Consider the following 23,188-nt stretch of genomic DNA (forward strand, 5'->3'; position numbering starts at 1 on the left):
TCCGTTACTGGAACAGGTGGTACAGGGCGTTATTGGCGAAGGCGCGGGTGGCCTCCGGTGACGAGGTCTTGCAAGGGTCGGCATCGGTGACCGGAGCTGCCTTGAAGAGCTGATAACGCACAGGGTGGCTCGGGTATTCGCTGGCGGTGTCCAGTGGGTGCGGGCAGGTATGCAGCACCACGATGGTGTCCATCTCGAATCGCAGGTCCACGGTGGCACCGGCATGGGAGGCATCGCTGACAAGAGTCATATTGCCGTCGTCGTCGGTTTTTACCTTGCTGAACCAGTTCAGGTTTGCGGTGAGGTCCTTTTTGCCCAGCCCGTACTTGGCGATTTCGTTCAGAAAGCTGGTCAGGCCATTGCGATGATAGTGATTGTGGGCCTGCTGGTAGGTCTTTTTGCCCCAGCGCTGTTCCACCAACTCGGCATTGCAGGTGCCGCTGACGGTGTCATGCCAGCCCAGGTCGTCGCGAATAATGGACGCGAATACGCGGCCCATATCGGAGAGCAGAACATGACCTTTGGTGAGTTTGAAGGTGTGCTGGTTTTTCAGGGTGTCCGGCATGTTGTACCGCTCGAGGGTATTTTCGGGGTTGTACATCAACATGCCGACGTTGGCACCACCGGTTTCGTCAATCAGGCGCAGCACGTGGCCGCGACGCATGATGAAAGACCAGTGGGATCCGCCGGGAATCAGATCGTCGTAAAGGGGGGCTGCGGTAGTGCTGGAGTCGAGCATCGCCTTTTCCTTCTGGTTCGGGTATCAAAAAAAACGAGAGACGTCAGTCACTGAACGATCCTCCCGGGCTTTTGTCCCGCCGTGTAACCTTGGAAAAGGTCGTCAACTCTCGGACCAGTCACCTGTTTCACCCTCATGGTGGTTGTCAGGCCGGAACCCTAGTTGGCTATTTGTCAGATTGTTGCGCGTTGATGTTGGTTTCAGTAACCGACTTCTCGCTGCGTAATCTGTAAGTTGCAGAGTCCATGCCAACTAGCTAACCGGCTGTTCTCCCTTGGTTTTATTTCTGTCGTTCGAGGAATGCTGCTTTCTGACGGGGCGTGCGCACCGCATTGGTGCGTAGGTGGGGCTCTGGCGGTGCAAATTTTATTTAACACCGGCCCTGGACACGCAGCCCGCTACTGCCGCGGTCCTTAGGCCATCTACTACCAAGGGAGGAGTTTTTCACCTCTATCGAATCATTCAACTATCCCGTGCCGGGGTCTACATTGATTGGGTAAACGCGAAAGGCCGCGTTGCCCTTCGACAAACACAACAAGAGGTCGAGACCATGATCTACAAGAATCCCGGTGAGGAAGGCTCAGTCGTCTCCTTCAAATCACGTTATGAAAACTACATTGGCGGCGAGTGGGTGGCCCCTGTCAAAGGCCAGTACTTTGAAAACATCACCCCCGTGACCGGCGATGTGATCTGTGAAATCCCCCGCTCCCAGGCCGAAGATGTTGATCTTGCCCTGGACGCTGCCCACAAGGCTGCGCCAGCCTGGGGCAAGACCTCGACCACCGAGCGTTCCAATATCCTGCTTAAAATTGCTGACCGCATCGAGCAGAACATCGAAATGCTGGCTGTGGCGGAAACCTGGGACAACGGTAAAGCCGTTCGCGAAACCGTTAACGCCGACCTGCCCCTGGCGGTAGATCACTTCCGTTACTTTGCCGGTTGTATCCGCGCCCAGGAAGACACTTCCAGCGCCATCGACAACAACACCGTGGCTTATCACTACCATGAGCCGCTGGGCGTTGTGGGCCAGATCATTCCCTGGAACTTCCCGCTGCTGATGGCGGTCTGGAAGCTGGCTCCGTGCCTGGCGGCGGGTAACTGTACGGTGATGAAACCGGCCGAGCAGACGCCGGCCAGCATCCTGATCCTGATGGACCTGATCGGTGACCTGTTACCACCGGGCGTGATCAACATCGTCAACGGTTACGGTATCGAGGCGGGCCAGGCCCTGGCTTCCAGCAAACGCATCGCCAAGATCGCGTTTACTGGCTCAACTCCTGTCGGTGCCCACATTCTCAAGTGCGCGGCTGAAAACATCATCCCGTCCACTGTGGAATTGGGTGGCAAGTCCCCCAACATCTATTTCTCCGATGTGATGCAGGCCGAGCCGGAATTCGTCGACAAATGTGTGGAAGGTCTGGTTCTGGCGTTCTTCAACCAGGGCGAAGTCTGTACCTGTCCGTCCCGTGCCCTGGTGCAAGAGGATATGTACGACGAGTTCATGGCCAAAGTCATCGAACGCACCAAGTCGATCAAGCGTGGCAACCCGCTGGACACCGACGTACAGGTAGGTGCGCAGGCGTCCAAGGAGCAGTTCGACAAGATCATGTCCTACCTTGAAATCGGCAAACAGGAAGGCGCGGAAGTGCTGACCGGTGGTGGCGTCGAGGAAATGGAAGGCCAGTACAAAAATGGCTTCTATGTCCAGCCCACGCTGCTGAAAGGCAGGAACGACATGCGGGTATTCCAGGAAGAAATCTTCGGTCCGGTGGTGGGTGTAACCACTTTCAAGGACGAGGAAGAAGCCCTGGCGATTGCCAACGACACCGAGTTTGGCCTGGGTGCTGGCTTGTGGACCCGCGACATCAACCGTGCCTATCGCATGGGCCGTGCCATTCAGGCGGGCCGCGTATGGACCAACTGCTATCATCAATACCCGGCTCACGCCGCCTTTGGTGGTTACAAGAAGTCCGGCGTTGGTCGCGAAAACCACAAGATGGCGCTGGACCATTATCAGCAGACCAAGAACCTGCTGGTCAGCTACGACATCAACCCGCTGGGCTTCTTCTGAGCCTGGTAATGCAATAACTGTTGTGCCCGGGTCTGTCCACACTGGCCCGGTGGCGAGTCAGCACATGGATGTGCACTTTCTTCCCCGGTGACTGGCCGGGGTACGTGGGTTTTCCTGCCATTTTCAGGCCCTTCCCGGGGCCTTTTTTGTTGCTACCGCCGCGTTCACGGAGATGGTCCGAAAGGATGAGTTTCGTGCCTTGGATCCATCGAAAATCAGTCCCAAAGTACCATATTTGCCCATCCGGAGACTGGGTAGGATTGACAGTGAGTTACCGGAAAGCCGGTTACCGGACCCTGTAATGCCACAACAATCACGATAAGAGGTAAGCATCATGTGGACCAAACCAGCCTATGAAGACCTGCGGATCGGCTTCGAAGTCACCATGTACTTCGCCAACCGCTGAGAACCGATGGCCAGCCGCTGTGTGCTGGCCATTTTTGTTCTGGAGTTCCTGCCATGCAAATCCGTATCCTTGGTTCCGCTGCCGGCGGCGGTTTTCCCCAGTGGAACTGCAACTGCGCCAACTGCGAAGGTTTCCGTAAGGGCACCCTGAACGCTACAGCGCGCACCCAGTCATCCATTGCCATCAGCGAGGACGGTGTAAGCTGGATTCTTTGCAACGCCTCCCCGGATATCCGCGCTCAGCTGGCGTCCTTCGGCGCCATGCAGCCTGCACGTGCCGTGCGGGATACCGGCATTGGTGCCGTGTTGCTGATTGACAGCCAGGTGGACCACACCACGGGCCTGTTAATGCTGCGCGAAGGCCTGCCGCTGGATGTCTGGTGTACGGCGCAGGTTCATGAAGACCTCAGTACCGGTTTCCCGCTGTTCCGCATGCTGGAACACTGGAACGGTGGCCCCCGTTGGTGCGAAGTGCCCTGTACCGATGAGCAGTCCTTTACCATACCCTGTGCACCGTCTCTGAAGCTGACAGCCATTCCGCTGCTGAGCAATGCGCCGCCGTATTCGCCCCGCCGGAATCACCCGCATCCGGGCGACAACATTGGCCTGTTCATTGAGGACACACGCAGCGGAGAAACCGTGATGTACGCGCCGGGACTGGGGCAGCCCGACGAGCAGATCCTGCAATGGATGCGCAAGGCCGATACGCTGCTGGTGGATGGTACCGTCTGGCACGACGATGAAATGTTGCGCTGCGAAGTGGGTACGCGCACGGGGCAGGAAATGGGGCATCTGGCCCAGAGTGGTCCCGGCGGCATGATCGAAGTGCTCGGTATTATGCCGGCAAAGCGGAAGATTCTTATCCATATCAACAACACCAATCCCATTCTCGATGAAGACTCGCCTGAACGGGCTGTGCTGGCGATGCACGGCATTGAGGTGTCTTTTGACGGAATGCATCTGGATATGGCGGTGCCCTCATGAATGCCCTCGCGACCCCGGTGCTGAATCGTAAGGATTTTGAGCAGGCGCTGCGGGCCAAAGGCCAGTATTACCATATACACCACCCGTACCATAAAGCCATGTATGGCGGCGATTGCTCGCCGGAACAGATCCGTGGCTGGGTGGCCAATCGGTACTATTACCAGATCAATATTCCCCGCAAGGATGCCGCCATCATGGCCAACTGCCCGGATGCTTCCGTGCGCCGGTTATGGTTGCAGCGGGTGCTGGATCACGATGGTCATGGTGAGGATGAGGGCGGTATCGAAGCCTGGCTCAGCCTGGCGGAAGCGGTGGGACTCACCCGTGAAGAAGTGATTGACCAGCGTCACGTGCTGCCCGGTGTGCGTTTTGCGGTGGATGCCTATCTGAACTTTGCCCGGAGGGCGACCTGGCAGGAAGCGGCCTGTTCATCCCTGACCGAGCTGTTTGCTCCGGAAATCCACCAGTCCCGGCTGGACAGCTGGCCCCAACACTATCCCTGGATAAAAACCGACGGTTACGTGTATTTCCGCAAGCGGTTGTCGGAAGCGCGTCGGGATGTAGAGCATGGGCTGGACATTACCCTGGATCATTTTACAACTGCACCACAGCAGGTACGTGCCCTGGAAATTCTTCAATTCAAACTGGATATCTTATGGTCGATGTTGGATGCCCTGACTATGGCTTATCAGCACCAGACGCCACCGTATCATACCGTCACCGACCAGCCCGTGTGGCACCGGGGGCTGTGATGGGCATTTCCATGGAACAGATACCGCGGCTGCGCCCGGGTTTCCGGTTTCAGTGGGAGCCAGCCCAGAACGCTCATGTGTTGCTGTATCCGGAGGGCATGGTGCGGCTGAATGGCAGCGCCGGTGCAGTACTCAAGGAAGTGGATGGCCAACGCAATGTGGCGGATATCGTGGCGCTCCTGGAGCAGCAGTTTCCGGATGCGGGGTCCCTGTTGGAAGATGTCAGCGACTTCCTGAAAGATGCCGAACAACAACACTGGATAGTGTTCACATGAACGGCCACCACGCCATGCCCGCCGGTGATCGCCCCGGGATCGGGCCGCCGCTATGGTTGCTGGCGGAGTTGACCTACCGCTGTCCATTGCAGTGCCCCTATTGTTCCAACCCCCTGGATTTCGCCCAGACCCAGCAGGAGTTGACCACTGAAGAATGGGTGAGGGTGTTGCGCCAGGGGCGTGAAATGGGCGCAGCGCAACTGGGTTTTTCCGGCGGCGAACCACTGGTGCGCCAGGACCTGGCTGAACTGATAGCAGAGGCACGGCAACTGGGTTACTACACCAATCTGATCACTTCGGGGCTGGGGCTTACGGAAGCCAAGGTCAACGCTTTCCGGGATGCCGGGCTGGATCATATTCAGGTCAGTTTCCAGGCCTCGGACCCTGAATTGAACAATGCTGTTGCCGGCTCCCGCAAGGCTTTTGACCACAAACTGGCCATGGCCCGCGCAGTGAAAGAAGCGGGCTATCCGATGGTGCTCAACTTCGTGATCCACCGCCATAATATCCACCAGATGGAAGACATCATCAGCCTGTGCGAGCGTTTGGGTGCGGATTACGTCGAGCTGGCCACCTGCCAGTATTACGGTTGGGCGTTTGAAAACCGCGAAGGATTGATGCCCTCCAAAGCACAACTGGAAAAGGCGGAGGCGGAAGTGAATGCTTACCGCGAACGCCTGACGGCCAGCGGTTCGGCCATGAAGCTGATCTTTGTTACCCCGGATTATTATGAGGAGCGGCTCAAGGCCTGCATGAACGGCTGGGGCAGCCTGTTCCTGACCGTGGCCCCGGATGGCACGGCATTGCCTTGCCACAGTGCCCGATTGTTACCTATCGAATTTCCCAATGTGCGGGAATCGTCGCTACACTCCATCTGGTATGACAGCCCGGGTTTCAATCATTACCGGGGCGATAGCTGGATGCCGGAGCCCTGCCGCTCCTGCGATGAAAAAGACAAGGATTTCGGTGGCTGTCGCTGCCAGGCCTATCTGCTGACCGGCAATGCTGACAACGCCGACCCGGTCTGCAGCAAGTCGCCCCACCACGACCGCATCCTCGCCGCTCGCAAAGCGGCGGACCACGCCACCGCCGGGTTGGAGGAGCTGACCTATCGCAACGCCGACAACTCCCGGTTGTTCTTCAGGGGCTGATACGCCAGATAAATCTATATCCTCGCCGCTTTCCGCAGAGCAGGCCTCCGCTGCGTTTATTCAGCGGGGAGCGCTGACAGCCTCGAAGGCGGGTGTGTTTTGGCTGGAGTTTGATCCTGCCACAGGCAACAACCTGCTCAGAAAGGCAACCGAAGAGGGGCCCCGGCCCGTAACTCCCTTAGACTTTGGTATTCGCAGCCAGGTTAATGGATACGGCGGTGGTGCGTTATGTACCGGGCCAGAGGCCCTGTTTGCAGTGGAGGCATCCGGACAGCAGATTCATCGCATTGACCCGGTCACAGGCTACACCGAAGCCTTAACCTGTTCCCCGGATGCCTGCTTCGGCGGGCTGGTGTTGGACGATTGCCATCATCGTGTTCTGGCTGTAAGAGAAAGTGCGGGACGGCAGCAGCTGGTGGCCGTGCAGGGTTACAACAACCTTGTGTACCTGCACGATAGCGAGGACTTTTACAGCGCCCCGGCGCTGTCCGCCAGTGGTACGCGCATTGCCTGGGTGAGCTGGTCACTGCCGGACATGCCTTGGGTAAAGTCTGTTCTCTGGGTCGCGGAGATTGACCAGGATGGAATGCTGCTCCGTGCAAGCCCCTGCCAGACACCCGCTGATGGCAGCGTCCAGCAGCCAGTGTTTGAGGGCGAAGAGCTGTACGTGCTGTCGGATCACGAAGGCTGGTGGCAGCCCTGGCATGTATCCCTCACAGCAGGGCAGGCCAAATGGATGTGCCTCGACGCGACGGCTTCGGATCACGCGAGTGCGCCCTGGCAATTGGGAGAATGTCATTATTGGCCACTGGGGGAGGGTGGTTGGGCCTGGGTGCGCTATGTTTCCGGGAGTGGGGAGCTATGGCTGAAGCGGTCTGCTGAGTCGCCACCAGTGAGGACCGCCACGGGCTACACAGACTTTCGACACCTGGCGGTGCTCAGCGGTAATATTTATTGTATCGCCCGGTCGGCTAACCGGCTTGACTCGGTATTGGCAATAAATCCTGCAACCGGTCGGATCGTCACGCTTGCAGGGGGCGAAATACCGTTCCCTCATGTCTCAGTCGTTGTGCCTGCAACATTCCGGATTCCCTCTTCGGATAGCGTGCGTGAGGAGGTCAGTGGATTCTGGTATCCGCCGGCCGATCCCGTATCTGCAAAAGCTCCTCCACCATTAATCCTGATTGCCCATGGTGGTCCCACATCGACCGCGTGGCCGGTATTCAACCCCCAGGTCCAGTTCTGGTGCCATCACGGGTTTGCAGTGGCGGAAGTCAATTATCGCGGTAGTGCGGGGTTCGGCCGGGATTACCGCCTGGCACTGGCCGGCAACTGGGGGCAGGCAGACGTTAAGGATATGGAGCGGGCGGCAGATTTTCTGGTGGCATGTGGTCGGGCCGATGCCGGTCGACTGTTCATTCAGGGCCGAAGCTCAGGTGGATACACGGCTCTGATGGCCATGACTGGCAGCCAGCGTTTCCGGGCGGGTGCCAGCCTTTTCGGAGTCAGTGATCCTGCCCGTTTACGAGAGGTCACACACCGCTTCGAGTCAGGTTATCTGGACTGGCTCCTTGGGTCGCCAGACGAGTTTCCCGGTCGATGGCGCGAGCGCACGCCGGTGCTCCAGGCCCATCAAATTCGCCGGCCAATGATCTTTTTTCAGGGTGGGCAGGATCGTGTGGTAGTGCCGGCGCAGACCAGGGCAATGGTAAAGATGTTGGAGCAGAACGGAGAGGAGGTGGAACTCTGGTGGTTCGAGGAGGAAGGGCACGGGTTCCGGCAGCGCCACAACCAGATTGCGTTGCTGGAGAACCTTCTGTTGTTCTACCAGCGGTGTAGCCAAAAGTGCGATGATGGCGAATAGCAGTTCAGGTAAACTTGAACTCGATATAACAACAATTGCATCGCTGAAGAGAACGCTCATGAGCTACGACATATCCGCTCTGCGCAAGTTTGTTTCCCCCGAAATCGTCTTTGGCGCCGGTTCCCGTAAGGCAGTGGCCAATTTTGCCAGTAACTTTGGCGCCCGGCATGTGTTCCTGGTGTCGGACCCGGGTGTTGAAAAGGCCGGCTGGGTGGCGGAAATTGTGGATATTCTGGTGGCGGCGGGCCTTCGTGTAACCGTATTCACCGGGGTATCACCCAACCCGAAAGTGGATGAGGTCATGGCCGGAGCAGAGCTCTACCGCTCCAGTGAATGTGACGTAATTGTCGCTATTGGTGGTGGCAGCCCGATGGATTGCGCCAAGGGGATTGGTATTGTCAGCGCCCATGGCCGGAGCATCCTCGAGTTTGAAGGTGTAGACACCATCACCTCGCCCTCGCCTCCGATGATCCTGATTCCCACCACGGCCGGCACATCCGCAGATGTGTCCCAGTTTGCGATCATTTCCGACCCCAACCGCCGCTTCAAATTTTCCATCATCAGCAAGGCTGTGGTGCCTGATGTGTCACTGATTGACCCGGAAGTGACCGAAACCATGGACGCCTACCTGACTGCCTGTACAGGCGTGGATGCCCTGGTGCACGCTATCGAGGCCTTCGTCTCTACCGGCAGTGGGCCGCTCACCGATACCAATGCGCTCGAAGCCATCCGGCTGATCAATCGCAACCTGGAGCCGCTGGTGCAGAATGTCGCCAACGTGCATCTACGGGAGCAGATCATGCTGGCCTCGATGCAGGCCGGACTGGCGTTTTCCAACGCCATACTGGGGGCCGTGCATGCCATGTCCCACAGTCTGGGTGGCTTCCTGGACTTGCCTCACGGGCTGTGCAATGCGCTGCTGCTGGAGCACGTCGTGGCCTATAATTACACCTCTGCCGAGGACCGCTTCAAACGTGTGGCCGAAGCCATGGATATCGACACCCGTGGCATGTCGAAGCCGGTGATCAAGCAGCGCCTGATGGAGCGGATTATTACTCTCAAGCGTGCGGTGGGGCTGGAGGCCAAGCTTGCCAAACTGGGTGTCACCACGTCTGATATTCCCTATCTGTCCGGCTTTGCGCTGCAGGACCCCTGTATCCTGACCAACCCCCGCAAATCGTCCCGCCGTGATGTTGAAGTGGTCTATGAAGAAGCACTCTGAATCCAGCGACGCCGGTTACGGTATCGGCGACCTGCTCGGTCTTGGCAGCCAGTCGGTACGCAAGAACTATTACCCGGCGCTGCAAGACCGCATTGACGAGCTGGAAAAGGAACGCAATCGCTACAAATGGCTGTTTGAAAACGCGCTTCACGGAATTTTTCAGGCCAACCTCCGGGGCGGCTTTGTAGCAGCCAACCCTGCGATGGCCCGTATATGCGGCTATGCCAGTGCCGAGGATCTGATCACTTGTGTCATACGCCTGCGCGAGCAACTATTCTGCAGTTCTGGCGAGTTCGATGCCATCCGCCAGGAGCTGCTGGACGAGGGTAGCCTCAGTGCCCGGGAAACCCGGTTACGGCGGGCGGATAACACGCCGGTGCATGTGGCGATTACGCTGCTGAGGCGGCCCGACCTGGGCCCAGAAGTGGTGGAAGCCTTTGTTGCAGACATTACCGAACGCTACCAGGCCCGGGAAAAGCTGCGCCAGCTCAATGCGGACCTGGAACGCCGGGTGGAGGAGCGCACTGACGAGCTGCAGAACGCCAACGTGGTGTTACGCTACCAGATTGAGCAACGGGAGAAAGTTGAACAAGAGCTGGTAGTGGCGGTGGAGGCTGCACGGCAAGCCAATGAAAGCAAGGACAAGTACCTGGCGGCTGCCAGCCACGACCTGCTTCAGCCCCTGAATGCGGCGCGCCTTCTGGTCTCTGCTTTGCTCGACAGCCATCTGCCGGCGGACGAGAGCCAACTGGTGCACCGCGTTCAGCGCTCGCTGGAAAGCGCCGAAGACCTGCTTGCGGATCTGTTGGACATCTCCAAGCTGGATCAGAAAGCCATGCAGCCGGATTATCTTCACACTGACATCGGTGAGCTGATGCGGGGCCTGGCGCAGGAATTTGAACTGCTGGCCGAGAATGCGGGCCTGAATTTTCGGCTACGGGCGGGTGTCGGCAGGGTCCATACGGATCCGCGAATGCTGACGCGCATACTCAGAAACCTGTTGAGCAATGCCTTCCGTTATACCACCGAGGGTGGAGTGCTGTTCGCTGCCAGAAAACGTGGCCCGAATCTGGAAATCGGAGTTTGGGACACCGGTGTGGGCATTGAAAAGGAAAAACTGGAGGATATCTTCCGCGAGTTCCACCAGATATTGCCCAAAGGGAGCAGTCGGCAGGGCGTTGGTCTGGGGTTGGCTATTGTCGAGCGGATGGCCAGGATACTGGGTTGTGAAGTCCGCGTGGATTCCATTTACGGCAGGGGCTCCTGTTTCAGCGTGCTCATTCCGCTGAGTGTCGTGACGCAGGCGCCTGTTGGCAACCCAAACAGGGAAAAACCGGCACTCACCTCCTTTGAAGGACTCAGCGTTCTGGTCATCGACAATGAAGAGCCTGTACAGGAGAGCATGCGGGCATTACTGGAGCGCTGGGGTTGCCGGGTGGTGACGGCAGGAAGCGCTGCCATAGCTATCGAGCGTTGTCAGGCCCCCGATGTAATCCTTGCTGACTTCCATCTGGACGACAATTTGACCGGGTGTGAAGCGATCCTTTCAGTGCGCCGGCACTTCAATCGCGACATTCCGGCCGCGGTTATTACCGCGGATCGTGGCAATGAAACGCGCAGGCTGATCAGCGCGCTGTACCTGCCCATCCTCAACAAGCCGGTGAAACCCAACCGCCTGAGAGCACTGTTAACCAGCCTTGTGGTATCCCTGAACCCTGACCTGAAATGACGGTCTACACTTTATTCTGTCAATGACTGTTTTGTCAGGAGAGAGTTATGTCCGTTTCCGAAAATGCTCTTACCAACCACGAAGTGACCGTTTGTCTTTCCGGTGGTGCCATGCTGGGGCCATTCAATGCCACCTGGACCAAGGGTGAGGGAGGCGACGTGCGAGAGCTTGTGCGTGAATATGATGGTTATCTGCAGGGGGAAAAACAGCACCGCTTCAAATTCCATCTGCACGATACCTACACCAATACGGTCCACACCCTGATTCTGAATTTTGATCAGGTTACCGGCATTTGCGACCATGTCAGGTTGAAGTCCCCACTCAACGAATGACCAAGTCTGGCTGACGAGGAGAATGTCATGACCAATTTCAGGACGGAAAAGGACAGTCTGGGTGAAGTGCATGTTCCCGAGGACGCCCTATGGGGAGCCCAAACCCAGAGAGCCGTGGAGAATTTCCCGGTCAGCGGCCTGCCCATGCCACCCGCCTTCATCGCTGCGGTCGTTCGAGTAAAGCAGGCGGCGGCCGATGCCAATGCCAGTCTGGGGTTGCTGGATAACGATGTCCGCGATGCCATAGTGGCGGCCGGCAATCGCATCCTGAATGGCGAATGTGCCGATCAGTTCCCCGTCGATCGTTACCAGACCGGCTCTGGCACCAGCACTAACATGAATGTGAATGAGGTGATCGCCGCCCTGGCGGCACAGGAAGGTATCGAGATTCACCCCAATGATCATGTCAACATGAGCCAGAGCTCTAACGACGTGATACCGACGGCGATCCATATCTGTGCTCTGGCTGGTGTTCATGAACGTCTGATTCCCGCACTGACGCACCTGTGCGGTGTTATCTACGAACGGGAGGCGTTGTTCTCGGATCAGGTCAAAACCGGCCGTACCCATCTGATGGATGCCATGCCCGTTACTCTCGGCCAGGAATTGCGGACCTGGCGGGAACAGTTGCTGGCAACCGAGAAGCGCCTGGCCTCGGCGGCCGACGATTTGTTGCTGGTTCCCCAGGGTGGAACGGCAGTGGGTACCGGCGTAAACGCACTGCATGAGTTTCCGGAGCAGTTCGTCAAATTCCTCAAAGCCAACACCGGTTACCATTTCCACTCGCTGGAACACAAATTCGTGGGCCAGAGCGCCATTGATGCGCCGGTGGCAATGTCGTCTCAGCTCCGGGGCCTTGCGATTGTGCTCACCAAAATTGCCAATGATTTGCGTTGGATGAACAGTGGTCCCATCCACGGTCTGGCAGAAATCAGCCTGCCTGCATTGCAGCCGGGCAGCAGTATCATGCCGGGGAAGGTGAATCCGGTGATTCCGGAATCGGTGGCCATGGTGGGAGCCCAGGTCATGGGCCTGGACAGCAGTGTAGCCATTGCCGGGCAGTCCGGAAATTTCCAGCTCAATGTGATGTTGCCCCTGGTTGGCGCCAATCTGCTGGACATGATCGAATTGCTGACCAACGCATCCACCATACTCGGTGACAAGGCAATTCGTGATTTCACAGTGAATGCTGATCACCTGAACTCTGCTGTTGGCAAGAACCCGGTGCTGGTCACCGCGCTGAACCCCGAGATCGGTTACAGCCTGGCTTCGGATATCGCCAAGGAGGCCTACCAGAGCGGCAGGCCGGTTATTGATGTAGCAGAAGAGCGCAGTGGTCTTGACCGGAACAGACTGGAGGAGCTGATGGACCCGCTGAAGCTGACCAAAGGCGGCGTGTCCTGAAAAACAGACGTTCATCGGGCGACACGTGACGGAGGCTGGATAGTTTGCTGATTTCTCTCGAGCTCTTCGTGATGCTGGTGCTGGCAAACGGCGCACCAGTAGTTGCCGCCCGGATTTTCGGCCAGCGCTGGTCTGCAGCGGTTGATGGCGGTCGGCACTGGCGCGACGGGCGGCCACTGCTCGGGCACAGCAAAACCTGGCGAGGAGTTGTCTCCGGTACGCTGTCATGTGGCCTGTTTGCGTTGATAACCGGAATAGGGCTGCTGTTCGGTCTGTTATTCGGGTTGCTGGGGCTGATTGGCGACATCGCCAGCAGTTTCATCAAGCGACGTGCCGGGCTGGCCTCCAGTGCGCGGGCTATCGGGCTGGACCAGATTCCCGAAGCTCTGCTGCCAATGATTCTGGCGTGGTACTGGCTGGAACTAAGCTGGCTTGCCGTAGCGGGTGTTGTGGTGTTTTTTACTATCTCCAATATATTGCTTTCGCCACTGCTTTACCGGTTGGGTATTCGTCACCAGCCTCATTGAGGCTGTTTTGCTAACCCGGCCCGGCGGTCAGGGTATGTAGCGTTACCTCAGGCGGGCAGTTCAGGCGTACATTGACTACCGAAGTGCCGGTTCCGGGTGAGGTGTAGCCCTGCATGCCATTGCGACGCCAGTACCCGCGGCCGAGTTCTCTCGGGCAGTCCGAGTCCAGGGTGACCGGTATTCTGCCGGGCAGGCAGATCTGCCCTCCATGGGTGTGGCCGCACAGGAAAACGTCGTAGCCGGCATGGGCTGCTTCCCGCCATATCTCCGGGGTATGGCTGAGTAATATGCTGGTGCCGCCTGCCGGAATGTCGTCCCCGGCCTTGTGCAGGTTGTGGACCTTGTAGAAATGGGCATCGTCCACGCCGGCCAGATACAGTTTGTCATCACCCCGCTGAAGTGTTGTGTGCTCGTTCATCAACAGGTGATACCCCATATCTTCAAGACCGGGTACCATGCGCACGCTGTCATGATTGCCCAACACCGCATACGCCTTACCCCGAATGGCGTCCCTGAGCTTTGCCATACCTTCCATGGCATTTTCAATCGGCCCCCAGGTCTGACGGCGGTAATCACCGGTCAGCACGCAAAGGTCGTACTCCAGTGGCTCGATCCGGTTGATCACTGCTTGCAGATTGGCTTCATCCATATCCACGTGCAGGTCGGTGAGTTGCAGGATTCTGTAGCCCTCGAAGGCGGCCGGAAGGCCGGCGATGTGGAAGTGATTGTAGACCGTATCCAGGCGGCGGCTGTTGGCCTGTCCGCGCCGGAACAGCCCTGCCAGTTTCAGGCAGGTGCTGATAAAGCGCGGTGCGGAGGTGATATTTTCAAGATGGAAGGAATGCCGGTCTGGCCCGAAAACCTTTGCCTCTGCCTCCCGCTCAATGCCCAGTCGCTGTCGCGCATGGACCGGGCCAAGCCGGAGGCTCAAGCGATATTCCAGCAGTTCGTCCTGATGTTCTGGTGTATGGGCCCGGGCAGTCATTGCTGATCCTGTTGGTTGTTGTGAACGTTTCCTGTCACGATCCGGTCAACACGCTCTTTCATTATGGTTGGGTCTGGGAGTGATGCAACAGGGAAGTCATAATGTTCATCCTTCTTTAAACACACGTTGTCAAAGACAGAGAGTTCCATGTCCAAGGATGCCTTCTCCAAGGATGCCTATGCCGGGGCTTTGCCTGCCTGGCATATTTTTCTGTTGTTTCTGCGGCTGGGTCTGACCTCGTTCGGTGGGCCCGCCGCCCACCTTGGTTTCTTCCACGAAGAATTTGTAAAGCGCCGTCGGTGGTTGTCCGACTCCGCTTATGGCGAGGTAGTTGCACTGTGCCAGTTATTGCCCGGACCTGCATCCAGTCAGGTGGGTTTAACCCTGGGATTCCTGCAGCGAGGGTATGGAGGAGCTGCAGCGGCCTGGCTTGGGTTCACGCTACCATCAGCGCTGCTGATGACGCTGTTTGCCATGGGCCTTGGTCTCTGGCCGGATGCCGGCGAGGGCGGCTGGGTCACCGGTCTGAAACTGTTTGTGGTGGCCGTCGTGGCCCAGGCGGTGTGGCAGATGGGCCGGAGTTTATGCCCGGACAGTCCGCGATTATCCATTGCTGTGTCCGTGGCAATACTGTTGTTGACGGTTGGTGCGACCTGGATGCAGATTCTGGCTCTGCTTGCCGCCGGCGCTGCCGGTGTGGCACTGAAACTGCCGCAAAAACGCTCGGAGGAGGCGTTAACCATACCCGTGCAGACCCGTCGTCCAATGGCCTTCTTTGCGTTGTTTGTTGCGCTGCTATTGATTGCGTTTTTACCTCTGGCTTCGGGGTCTCTTGGTTGGATCTGGGCCGAGCTGTATCGAGCCGGTGCCCTGGTGTTCGGAGGCGGGCATGTGGTTCTGCCCTGGTTACAGGAAGGCTTTGTGGCTTCTGGCGATATGCCGGCTGATACCTTTCTGGCTGGTTATGGTGTCGCCCAGGCGATGCCGGGCCCGCTGTTTTCCTTCTCCGCCTTTCTCGGCGGTATAGAAGGCGGTTGGTCTGGCGCCGCAGTGGCAGTCATTGCGGTCTTCCTGCCAGGAACACTGTTGGTGTTCGCCGGTCTTCCCCTGTGGTCCTATATTCGTAACCATGAGGTTGCCCGGGCAGCACTTGCCGGAGTCAATGCCGGTGTTGTCGGATTATTGTTGGCTGCACTTTATGATCCGGTCTGGACATCGGCCGTAGATAGTTCTGGTTCTATCGCTTTCGTCCTGCTGGCATGGGCCAGCCTGACCGTATGGCGGGTGCCGGTTTGGCTTCTTGCGCCTTCGAGTGCATTGGCAGGCTTATTGTTTTTCTGAACAGTGCTGCCGGGGGTGGCCAAAACGGGTCAGTCAGGCCACACTTGGGCCAATCGTTTGTAAACCAGTGATCATGACTCAGAGGCAGAAGCTGTTATGTCGACATCCTGTAATATTCCAGGCCTGAACGTACCGAAGAGCCGCTTTCCGGGCCCTGAGCACGACCTATCTGCCGGTGATTCCCGCGAGCAACGGATTGTGCTTGGCGGAGGCTGCTTCTGGTGTGTGGAGGCGGTATTTATGGCGGTGAATGGTGTTTCCGGGGTCGAGTCTGGTTATGCCGGTGGCAGTGCGGATACTGCGAACTATGAAGCGGTATGCAGCGGCCAGACCGGACACGCCGAAGTGGTCGATGTTCGGTACGACCCGCAAACCGTCAGTTTCGGGGAGATCTTGAAAGTATTCCTGTCTGTCGCTCACGATCCCACCCAACTCAATCGACAGGGTAACGACCGTGGAACCCAGTACCGTTCTGCCATCTTCTACGAGAGTGAAGACCAGAAAAGGGTGGCTGAGGATTACATCCGCTTGTTGAATGCCGCCGGCATCTACGATGCACCGGTGGTCACCAGCCTGGAGCCGCTGGAGGCATTTTATCCTGCCGAGGAATATCATCAGAACTTTGCGGCCCGCAACCCTTATCAGCCCTACATAATGGCTGTTGCCGCACCAAAAATGGAAAAGCTTGTGGACACATTCGGTGACCGGCTGAAACCCGGTTACACCGGTAATGATATTGCCTGAGGAGGCTGCTATGAGCGTTTCTGCTACTGGTTACGACCTGACACCGCTGACACCGGAACAGATTGATGGGAAAGCCGCGGGCCTGTCTGAAGAAGAGCGTCGTGTGCTGCTGGATCATGGCACGGAGCGGCCTTTTTGCGGCACGTTGCTGGACAACAAGAATCCCGGTGTCTATTTCTGCCGCCTGTGTGAGCTGCCGCTGTTCAGTTCCGACTCCAAGTTTGATTCTGGCACGGGCTGGCCCAGCTTTTTCCAGCCCTTTGACACTGACCACATTCGTTACCTTGATGACAGCAGCATGGGCATGACCCGGACGGAAATCCGTTGTCCCCGCTGTGACAGTCACCTGGGGCACGTGTTTCCGGACGGCCCACCACCTACCGGACAACGCTATTGCCTGAACTCGGTGGCGATGGTGTTCCGGGAAAATGACGGTTGACCGTTCGAATCATCTGACAACTGTCGATACCAGATAGCTGGCGTAGCCAACATACACCAGCAGCAGTATCAGACCTTCGGGCCGCCCGATCGTCCGGGACTTGCCGCTAAAGCCGAAGCTCATGATCAGGAGCCCGATGGTCAGGGCCGTCATCAGCGTCCAGTCGCGATAGAGTACTTCCATATCCACGGCCAGAGGCTCGATGGTTGCTGCCAGACCCACAACGGCCAGGGTATTGAAAATCCCGGACCCCACGATGTTGCCCAGAATCAGGTCATGCTCGTTCTTTTTCACCGCTGCCAGCGCTGATGCCAGTTCCGGCAGCGAGGTGCCAATGGCGACAATTGTCAACCCGATAATCAGGTCACTGACACCGAGGCTCTGAGCGATGAATACCGCCCCCCAGACCAGCATGCGGGAGCTGACAAGCAGCAGCACCAGGCCAATCACCAGCCACATCAAGGCAATCTTGAGGGGCATCGGATGGGCAATCAGCTCCGAATCGGACTCTCCCATCAGGGAGTCGCCTTTGCCCTGAATTCCCTGGTAAATGGACCAGCCCATAACCACTGCAAATACTGCCAGAAGGACCCAGCCATCCAGCCGCGTGAGTTCGCCATCAAGCAACTGATAACCGGCAATCGCCGTCAGTATCAGCAGTAACGGGAGCTCCTTTCGTATCACTTGGGAATGCACTGCAATCGGGGCGATCACCGCAGTAAGCCCGACGATCACCGCAATATTGGTGATGTTCGAGCCATACGCATTGCCCAGAGCCAGCCCGGGATTGCCATCCAGTGCGGCCATGGCAGACACTGCGAGTTCCGGTGCAGACGTGCCGAACCCGATGATCACCATGCCGATCAGCAGTGATGGCATGCCCAGGTGCTTCGCCGTGGCGGCCGCGCCTTCTATGAATCGGTCGGCGCTCCAGACCAGGAGAATCAGGCCGACAATGATTGCTGCAATGGCTAATAACATAAGGGGTACCCTGATGAAGTCGTCCGCCCGGCACGAGACTAAAGTGGCGGTGCTATCGCTGCCCGCAGACGTGAGAATGATGAACGGATGCCAGGCGGGCGCATTTTAAACGGTTGGCCCATCCAGAACCACCGTTCGTAAATAAAATCAAACCGTTGGCCCGCGATTAGTAATCGCATTTTATTATCCGCTCGAAAAACGGGATAATCGCGCCACAACTTCAAAGGCCCCTCTGCTGATCGTGGACGGGCTGCAGGCTATAAACCAGCTAGGGTGATTACCAATGGCCGTTAGACAGGCAGATGTAGTGCTGGTCGGTGGGGGCGTCATGAGCGCTACCCTCGGCATGATGCTCAGGCAGCTTGATCCTTCCCTGGACATCGTCATGGTGGAGCGTCTCGATCACGTGGCCCATGAAAGCACTGATGGATGGAACAACGCAGGTACCGGGCATGCCGGTTACTGTGAGCTCAATTACACTCCGGAAACCGAAAACGGCGATGTGACCATCGACCGGGCGTTGCAGATCAATGCCTCGTTCGAAGTCTCACTGCAGTTCTGGTCGCATCTGGTCGAGCAGGGCATATTGCCGGAACCGAAAACCTTCATCAACCGCACACCGCACCAGAGCTTTGTCTGGGGTGAAGACGGAGTGAAATTCCTCAAGCGTCGTCACGAAAAACTCAGCGCCCACCACCTGTTCCGCGAAATGGAGTACACCGAATCTCCACGGGACCTTGAAGACTGGATGCCACTGGTGGTGAACAACCGGGATCCGATGCAAAAAGTGGCCGCCACCAGGATCAAACACGGTTCAGACGTGGATTTCGGTTCCCTGACTCGTAGCATGGTGAAGTTTCTTGAAACCACGACTAACTTCGAGTTGATGCTCAGCAGCCCGGTGCATTTTCTGGCCAAGCGCGACAACGGCCGCTGGAAGGTACGGGTCAAAAATCAGAAAACCGGTGAGCAGACCAAGCTGGAAGCCGGATTTGTTTTCCTGGGTGCCGGTGGTGGTGCACTGCCGATGCTGCAGAAGTCCAACATTGACGAGTCGAAGGGCTATGGCGGTTTTCCCGTCAGTGGCCAGTGGCTGGTTTGCCAGAAACCGGAGATTGTCGAGCAGCATCACTCCAAGGTGTACGGCAAGGCGCCAATTGGCGCGCCTCCGATGTCTGTGCCGCATCTGGACACCAGGATCATCAATGGCGAGCCGGCCTTGCTGTTCGGCCCTTTTGCCGGTTTTACGACACGTTTCCTCAAGAAAGGCTCCATGTTCGACCTGTTTGGTTCGGTAAGCCCCACCAACCTTCGCCCCATGCTGTCCGTCAGCCGCACCAACATGGACCTGACACGTTACCTTATCGGAGAGGTTTTTCAGTCACATAGCGATCGTGTTGCCTCCCTGCGGAACTACTTTCCGGATGCCCGAGAGGAAGACTGGCGCCTGCAAAATGCCGGTCAGCGTGTACAGATCATCAAAAAATCCCCGGACGGTGGCGGTAAGCTGGAATTCGGCACCGAGATTGTCGCGGCGAAAGACGGTACGCTCGCAGCCCTGTTGGGAGCATCTCCAGGCGCATCGACGGCAGCCCATGCCATGATCGATGTGATCCAGCGCTGCTTCCCTGAGCGTATTCGGACGCCTGAATGGCAGGAGCGCATGAAAGTCATGGTGCCTTCCTACGGCCAATCGTTGGTGGATGATGAGCAATTACTCAACAAAGTGCGGGAACGAACGCTCTCAACCCTCAAATTAGGGTGATATTACTAATCGATCTAAGGGCTTCAGAAGCGCTGACAGTACTGGCCTGATTGCCGGTGCTGTTGGCGCTTATTGCGCCTCAAGCGTCCGATCCTGTTGCGATTTGTAATCAAATCGTTACGTTATAAACAAACATCCCAAAGGAGAACGCCTATGAGCGAGCAGAAGTTCGATTCGAGTAAAGGTTATGTTGCACTCCTGGGCTGGAGCTTGAACGCGATCGAAGCCGCGGACAAGTTTGACCGCCGTTATGTCGTCGTCGCCCCCGACTGGGCTGAGACCTATTGCCAGGAACATGATATTCCTTACGTTCCCTGGAACTTCGAGCGCCTTAATGACCGTTCTGTCGAAATCGCGCAGACCCTTAAGGATATGGGCGTGGACGTGGCAATCCCGCTGTTCGAGGAGACCGTTGAGTGGGCAGGTGCCATCAATTCTGTGCTGATGGACCAGCCCAAGCTGTTCGGTCAGTCCCTGTTGTTACGTGACAAGGCGTTGATGAAACGCCGCGCCCAGTTGGGTGGTATTCGTGTCGGTATTTTCGAAGAAGCTCACGATAAGGAAGACGTCGTCCGTTTCCTCAAACGCGTAAACCAGACGCTCTTGAAGCTGGACGGCGACCCCAACGACCCGATCCATCTGAAAGCCTTCGACAAGGCGGGTTGCCTTGGCCATCGGGTTATCCGTACACCGGACGAAGTAGACACCATCCCCGAGGAAGAATTTCCGGTGTTGATGGAGTCCCACCTCGACGGCTGGGAATTCGCGGTCGAAGCCTGGGTTCATAACGGCAAGATCGCTTTCCTGAACATCTCGGAATACGTCACCCTGGGCTATTCGGTATTTGTTCCAGCCACGCCGGATCTGGAGTATTACCGCGAACAGATTACCCGTGAGATCGAGAAACTGATCAAGACCTTTGATATTGAATTCGGGTTTATCCATCCTGAGTACTTTGTCACCAGCGACAGTACCATGTACTTCGGTGAGGTGGCTTACCGTCCGCCGGGCTTCAAGGTGTTCGAGCTGCTTGAGCGTGCCTATGGCTTCAATGCCTATCAGGCGTTGATCATGACGTTCGATCCGAAAACCACCGAAGAGGAGGTTAAAGCCTTCTTCCCGAAAGAGGTGGTGGATGCGAAGGGCTACGCCGGCTGTTTCGGTGTCTACCCGCGCCGCCGGGTGGTCAGCAAACTCGAGATGCCCGAGGAAACCGAGAACCACGAGTACTTCGAGTCTCACGAATTGACCGCGCCGATGGAAGAGACGGTCACCAAGCGCACCGCCTTTGGCACGCATTGGGGCCTGCTTTACTTCTTCGGTGAAGACCCCTACGTGATGAGAGATTTACTGAAACACCAGGAAGAACTGGATTTCTATGTATAATTCCGCAAGGAATTAACAACAACGGGTCTGGTTCAGACTCTGAGGAAAACAGTTTGAGCAACTCCGACGCTGGAAGTCCAGCACCTGTCGTCAATTTCGATAAGCTGGTGCAGCGACTGGATGATGCCATAACGGCTCTCGACGAGAGCCGTGCTTTTGCAAAGCCTGGCAAACTGCCCCGGTTGTTCGATACCGTTCGCCGGGTGCTGCTTCAGCCTGGAGGTTCCGTTGCGATTCAGGAACGCGCCGAATGGATCGAGAAAGCCGGTGTGTTCTGGGGAACTGACTGGGCGGATCCGTCCATTCTTTTGCCGTCACTGACAACTCACTCCCTGCAAAGTCCTTATGCCGATACAGTCATTATCGAAGCGCTCAGCGAACTGAGATTGCTGGCGGTGGCCCGTGGCGATTATTTGCACGAGTCAGTATCGGCGGAGCAGGCGCATCATTATTTGACCCAGGTACTGGCGATTAACCTGAATATGCTGTTTGGTGAATCTGGTGAAGCCGAACGGGAGCAGGGCAAGCTGGCGCTGATCAGCCGTGGCGTCGTGCAGCATGTCGCCAAACAAATCGGCTATGAACATGTCATTGACCGATTGATTGAAGAAATCTGGCGGATCCTGCAACAGCGTCCAATACAGGTGAACAGCGTGCGGCAGATGATCACTCAGATCGCGCTCTGCCGGGTTGATCCCAATGTTGACCTGGGTGGTGCCGGCCAGGGAGCCGAGCGCCTGATTTCAAGTCTTTATGGGCCTACCCAGGCCTGTCGGGAAGACCCGGGAATCCCGGTCTATGAAGAGCGCCTGCAATCCATGGATTCGGGTGCCCTGCAGAGTGAGGCAACCGGGTTTGCCCGCTCGATGCACGACACTGGTCTGGTTTCGCCCTACCATGCAGCATTTGTGAGCTACATCCTGGAGAAACAGGATTCCATGCTCACCGAAGCACTGGGGCTCTCGAGTACTGGCCGTGACTGTCTGCTGTGCTACAAGGACCTGGTGCATGAGCTGATCAGGGAAGGCGTTTTCCCGGAAACGGCGCAGGGCCTCTATGGATTGGCGCTGTTGCTGGAAAGGGGGATTCTCTACCAGCCGCCGGTGGCACCCGCCCTCTGGCGGCAAGCCCGGCTGTCTATCTGTGCTGAAGCGCGTGAGCGTATCCAGTTGGCTTACGGTTACCAGCCGCAGCCCAAGGCGTGGTTGATACAGGGCGTGCTGAACATGCTGGGTCAGCCTCTTGGCGTGGGGCAGGGCAATAATCCCACCTGTCAGTCCGCCCGCGCGCTTTCCATGTGGGCTTACAATGACCCGGACTATCTGCTGCAGATGGTGGCCTGGGCCGCACGGGACAACGAGATCATAATGCACTTCGAGGGCCAGCCAGTGTCGTCGGCTGCCAGCCGGGGTGGGGTTGCCTCAGAAGTGACATTGGATCTGGACCCTGTGTCACTGGTTGTGGTGCCGCATCTGGACAGAATCTATGCGGAAATGGGCCGCATGTGCATCAACCGGCCGGGTGACCCTCATGAGTGGGTTAATCCTGAATTCCACGGTTGGTCTGCTGGGCGGGGTTTCCGCATCAATGTGGATGTGGCGACCGGGCAGTTGGAAGATCTTGAAACCTTCCTGCGGCACTTCTACGCCAGTTATCACCCTTACTACAATGGCAACCAGCCATTGATCCACCCACAACCTGCGGGCGTCGCTGTTACCGATAGTGCCGCCAGGTTCATTGGCTGGCATGCCATCACTATACTCCGGGTGACTTTGGACCCGGAAGATACCATGCGGGTGTATTTCTATAACCCCAACAACGACAGTGGTCAGAACTGGGGTGACGATGTTGTCGTCAGCACGGCAGGTAAAGGTGAGCGGTTCGGCGAGGCGTCCCTCACCTTCGAGCAGTTCGCCTCCCGGTTATACATTTTTCATTTCGACCCACTTGAGCGGGGCGAACCTGCAGAGGTTGGCGTGGATGAACTGGAGCGGGTTATCGGCCGCGTACATCGTAGCTGGGGCCGTGACCGGCTCCCCGCTGAAGTGCTGCAGGCAGAGCCCCCGAGGGAAGGGTAGGTTCAGCCAATCAA

21 protein-coding genes and 1 riboswitch are annotated in these 23,188 nt (G+C 57.4%); of the genes, 18 read left to right on the forward strand and 3 right to left on the reverse strand.

Going from position 1 to position 23,188, the window contains the following annotated elements:
- Positions 1 to 4: 4 nt before the first annotated feature.
- Complete coding sequence (locus M8010_RS05000) at positions 5 to 739, reverse strand: urea amidolyase associated protein UAAP1 (protein WP_250089352.1); 735 nt, start codon at positions 737 to 739, stop codon at positions 5 to 7.
- A 58-nt stretch (positions 740 to 797) separates the two neighbouring features.
- A riboswitch (guanidine-I (ykkC/yxkD leader) is annotated at positions 798 to 912 on the reverse strand.
- A 377-nt stretch (positions 913 to 1,289) separates the two neighbouring features.
- Here M8010_RS05000 and exaC point away from each other — a divergent pair.
- From exaC to M8010_RS05060, 12 genes are all read left to right on the forward strand, one after another.
- Positions 1,290 to 2,810 (forward strand): acetaldehyde dehydrogenase ExaC, encoded by a 1,521-nt coding sequence (gene exaC, locus M8010_RS05005; protein ID WP_250089353.1) that lies wholly within the window; start codon positions 1,290 to 1,292, stop codon positions 2,808 to 2,810.
- Positions 2,811 to 3,144: 334 nt separating this feature from the next.
- Positions 3,145 to 3,216: a pyrroloquinoline quinone precursor peptide PqqA gene (pqqA, locus tag M8010_RS05010; RefSeq protein ID WP_007153157.1), complete on the forward strand. Its 72-nt coding sequence runs from the start codon at positions 3,145 to 3,147 to the stop codon at positions 3,214 to 3,216.
- Between the two features lie 53 nt (positions 3,217 to 3,269).
- Positions 3,270 to 4,199: a pyrroloquinoline quinone biosynthesis protein PqqB gene (gene pqqB, locus M8010_RS05015; protein WP_250089354.1), complete on the forward strand. Its 930-nt coding sequence runs from the start codon at positions 3,270 to 3,272 to the stop codon at positions 4,197 to 4,199.
- Positions 4,196 to 4,951, forward strand: coding sequence for a pyrroloquinoline-quinone synthase PqqC (gene pqqC / locus M8010_RS05020; protein ID WP_250089355.1), 756 nt, complete (start codon positions 4,196 to 4,198; stop codon positions 4,949 to 4,951). Before pqqB ends, pqqC begins: the two co-directional genes overlap by 4 nt.
- Positions 4,951 to 5,226 carry a pyrroloquinoline quinone biosynthesis peptide chaperone PqqD gene (gene pqqD, locus M8010_RS05025; RefSeq protein ID WP_284047939.1) on the forward strand — a complete coding sequence of 92 codons (276 nt, stop codon included), beginning with the start codon at positions 4,951 to 4,953 and terminating at the stop codon, positions 5,224 to 5,226. Before pqqC ends, pqqD begins: the two co-directional genes overlap by 1 nt.
- Positions 5,223 to 6,377, forward strand: coding sequence for a pyrroloquinoline quinone biosynthesis protein PqqE (gene pqqE / locus M8010_RS05030; protein ID WP_250089357.1), 1,155 nt, complete (start codon positions 5,223 to 5,225; stop codon positions 6,375 to 6,377). Before pqqD ends, pqqE begins: the two co-directional genes overlap by 4 nt.
- A 94-nt stretch (positions 6,378 to 6,471) precedes the next feature.
- Complete coding sequence (locus M8010_RS05035; protein WP_250089358.1) at positions 6,472 to 8,241, forward strand: alpha/beta hydrolase family protein; 1,770 nt, start codon at positions 6,472 to 6,474, stop codon at positions 8,239 to 8,241.
- A 58-nt stretch (positions 8,242 to 8,299) separates the two neighbouring features.
- Positions 8,300 to 9,463, forward strand: coding sequence for an alcohol dehydrogenase-like regulatory protein ErcA (ercA, locus tag M8010_RS05040; protein ID WP_250089361.1), 1,164 nt, complete (start codon positions 8,300 to 8,302; stop codon positions 9,461 to 9,463).
- A complete protein-coding gene (locus M8010_RS05045) occupies positions 9,447 to 11,192 on the forward strand; it encodes a hybrid sensor histidine kinase/response regulator (RefSeq protein ID WP_250089362.1) in 1,746 nt (581 codons plus the stop codon). Before ercA ends, M8010_RS05045 begins: the two co-directional genes overlap by 17 nt.
- A gap of 47 nt (positions 11,193 to 11,239) precedes the next feature.
- On the forward strand, positions 11,240 to 11,524 hold the full coding sequence (locus M8010_RS05050; protein WP_250089364.1) for a hypothetical protein: 285 nt from the start codon (positions 11,240 to 11,242) through the stop codon (positions 11,522 to 11,524).
- Positions 11,525 to 11,551: 27 nt separating this feature from the next.
- The gene (locus M8010_RS05055) at positions 11,552 to 12,928 is read left to right on the forward strand and encodes a class II fumarate hydratase (protein WP_250089365.1); all 1,377 of its coding nucleotides are present in this window, start codon (positions 11,552 to 11,554) and stop codon (positions 12,926 to 12,928) included.
- A gap of 44 nt (positions 12,929 to 12,972) precedes the next feature.
- Positions 12,973 to 13,455 carry a CDP-archaeol synthase gene (locus M8010_RS05060; RefSeq protein ID WP_250089366.1) on the forward strand — a complete coding sequence of 161 codons (483 nt, stop codon included), beginning with the start codon at positions 12,973 to 12,975 and terminating at the stop codon, positions 13,453 to 13,455.
- Between the two features lie 10 nt (positions 13,456 to 13,465).
- Here the strand turns inward: M8010_RS05060 and M8010_RS05065 are convergent, their stop codons facing one another.
- A complete protein-coding gene (locus M8010_RS05065) occupies positions 13,466 to 14,440 on the reverse strand; it encodes a metallophosphoesterase (protein ID WP_250089368.1) in 975 nt (324 codons plus the stop codon).
- A gap of 147 nt (positions 14,441 to 14,587) precedes the next feature.
- On the opposite strand from M8010_RS05065, the gene chrA reads away from it, so the two are divergent.
- From chrA to msrB, 3 genes are all read left to right on the forward strand, one after another.
- Positions 14,588 to 15,781: a chromate efflux transporter gene (gene chrA / locus M8010_RS05070; protein WP_250089369.1), complete on the forward strand. Its 1,194-nt coding sequence runs from the start codon at positions 14,588 to 14,590 to the stop codon at positions 15,779 to 15,781.
- A 96-nt stretch (positions 15,782 to 15,877) separates the two neighbouring features.
- Positions 15,878 to 16,525 carry a peptide-methionine (S)-S-oxide reductase MsrA gene (msrA, locus tag M8010_RS05075; protein ID WP_250089370.1) on the forward strand — a complete coding sequence of 216 codons (648 nt, stop codon included), beginning with the start codon at positions 15,878 to 15,880 and terminating at the stop codon, positions 16,523 to 16,525.
- A gap of 10 nt (positions 16,526 to 16,535) precedes the next feature.
- On the forward strand, positions 16,536 to 16,964 hold the full coding sequence (gene msrB / locus M8010_RS05080) for a peptide-methionine (R)-S-oxide reductase MsrB (protein ID WP_250089371.1): 429 nt from the start codon (positions 16,536 to 16,538) through the stop codon (positions 16,962 to 16,964).
- 9 nt (positions 16,965 to 16,973) lie between these two features.
- Here msrB and M8010_RS05085 read toward each other — a convergent pair whose 3' ends face one another.
- Entirely contained in the window at positions 16,974 to 17,945 is a 972-nt protein-coding gene (locus M8010_RS05085; protein ID WP_250089373.1) for a calcium/sodium antiporter, read from the reverse strand.
- Between the two features lie 283 nt (positions 17,946 to 18,228).
- On the opposite strand from M8010_RS05085, the gene mqo reads away from it, so the two are divergent.
- From mqo to M8010_RS05100, 3 genes are all read left to right on the forward strand, one after another.
- On the forward strand, positions 18,229 to 19,710 hold the full coding sequence (gene mqo / locus M8010_RS05090; protein ID WP_250089374.1) for a malate dehydrogenase (quinone): 1,482 nt from the start codon (positions 18,229 to 18,231) through the stop codon (positions 19,708 to 19,710).
- 153 nt (positions 19,711 to 19,863) lie between these two features.
- Complete coding sequence (locus M8010_RS05095; RefSeq protein ID WP_250089375.1) at positions 19,864 to 21,096, forward strand: ATP-grasp domain-containing protein; 1,233 nt, start codon at positions 19,864 to 19,866, stop codon at positions 21,094 to 21,096.
- Positions 21,097 to 21,149: 53 nt separating this feature from the next.
- Positions 21,150 to 23,174, forward strand: coding sequence for a hypothetical protein (locus M8010_RS05100; protein WP_250089377.1), 2,025 nt, complete (start codon positions 21,150 to 21,152; stop codon positions 23,172 to 23,174).
- Positions 23,175 to 23,188: the final 14 nt, after the last annotated feature.

It is taken from the genome of Marinobacter sp. ATCH36 (assembly GCF_023555055.1).
In the GTDB taxonomy this organism is placed as follows: Bacteria; Pseudomonadota; Gammaproteobacteria; order Pseudomonadales; family Oleiphilaceae; genus Marinobacter.

Bases quoted from the DNA above. Each gene is read 5' to 3' on its own strand.
- M8010_RS05095 (WP_250089375.1), top strand. From the start codon at position 19,864: ATGAGCGAGCAGAAGTTCGATTCGAGTAAAGGTTATGTTGCACTCCTG.
- ercA (WP_250089361.1), top strand. From the start codon at position 8,300: ATGAGCTACGACATATCCGCTCTGCGCAAGTTTGTTTCCCCCGAAATC.
- M8010_RS05065 (WP_250089368.1), bottom strand. From the start codon at position 14,440: ATGACTGCCCGGGCCCATACACCAGAACATCAGGACGAACTGCTGGAA.
- exaC (WP_250089353.1), top strand. From the start codon at position 1,290: ATGATCTACAAGAATCCCGGTGAGGAAGGCTCAGTCGTCTCCTTCAAA.
- msrA (WP_250089370.1), top strand. From the start codon at position 15,878: ATGTCGACATCCTGTAATATTCCAGGCCTGAACGTACCGAAGAGCCGC.
- M8010_RS05000 (WP_250089352.1), bottom strand. From the start codon at position 739: ATGCTCGACTCCAGCACTACCGCAGCCCCCCTTTACGACGATCTGATT.
- M8010_RS05050 (WP_250089364.1), top strand. From the start codon at position 11,240: ATGTCCGTTTCCGAAAATGCTCTTACCAACCACGAAGTGACCGTTTGT.
- mqo (WP_250089374.1), top strand. From the start codon at position 18,229: ATGGCCGTTAGACAGGCAGATGTAGTGCTGGTCGGTGGGGGCGTCATG.
- M8010_RS05085 (WP_250089373.1), bottom strand. From the start codon at position 17,945: ATGTTATTAGCCATTGCAGCAATCATTGTCGGCCTGATTCTCCTGGTC.
- pqqC (WP_250089355.1), top strand. From the start codon at position 4,196: ATGAATGCCCTCGCGACCCCGGTGCTGAATCGTAAGGATTTTGAGCAG.
- pqqB (WP_250089354.1), top strand. From the start codon at position 3,270: ATGCAAATCCGTATCCTTGGTTCCGCTGCCGGCGGCGGTTTTCCCCAG.
- pqqE (WP_250089357.1), top strand. From the start codon at position 5,223: ATGAACGGCCACCACGCCATGCCCGCCGGTGATCGCCCCGGGATCGGG.
- pqqD (WP_284047939.1), top strand. From the start codon at position 4,951: ATGGGCATTTCCATGGAACAGATACCGCGGCTGCGCCCGGGTTTCCGG.
- M8010_RS05045 (WP_250089362.1), top strand. From the start codon at position 9,447: ATGAAGAAGCACTCTGAATCCAGCGACGCCGGTTACGGTATCGGCGAC.
- msrB (WP_250089371.1), top strand. From the start codon at position 16,536: ATGAGCGTTTCTGCTACTGGTTACGACCTGACACCGCTGACACCGGAA.
- chrA (WP_250089369.1), top strand. From the start codon at position 14,588: ATGTCCAAGGATGCCTTCTCCAAGGATGCCTATGCCGGGGCTTTGCCT.
- M8010_RS05055 (WP_250089365.1), top strand. From the start codon at position 11,552: ATGACCAATTTCAGGACGGAAAAGGACAGTCTGGGTGAAGTGCATGTT.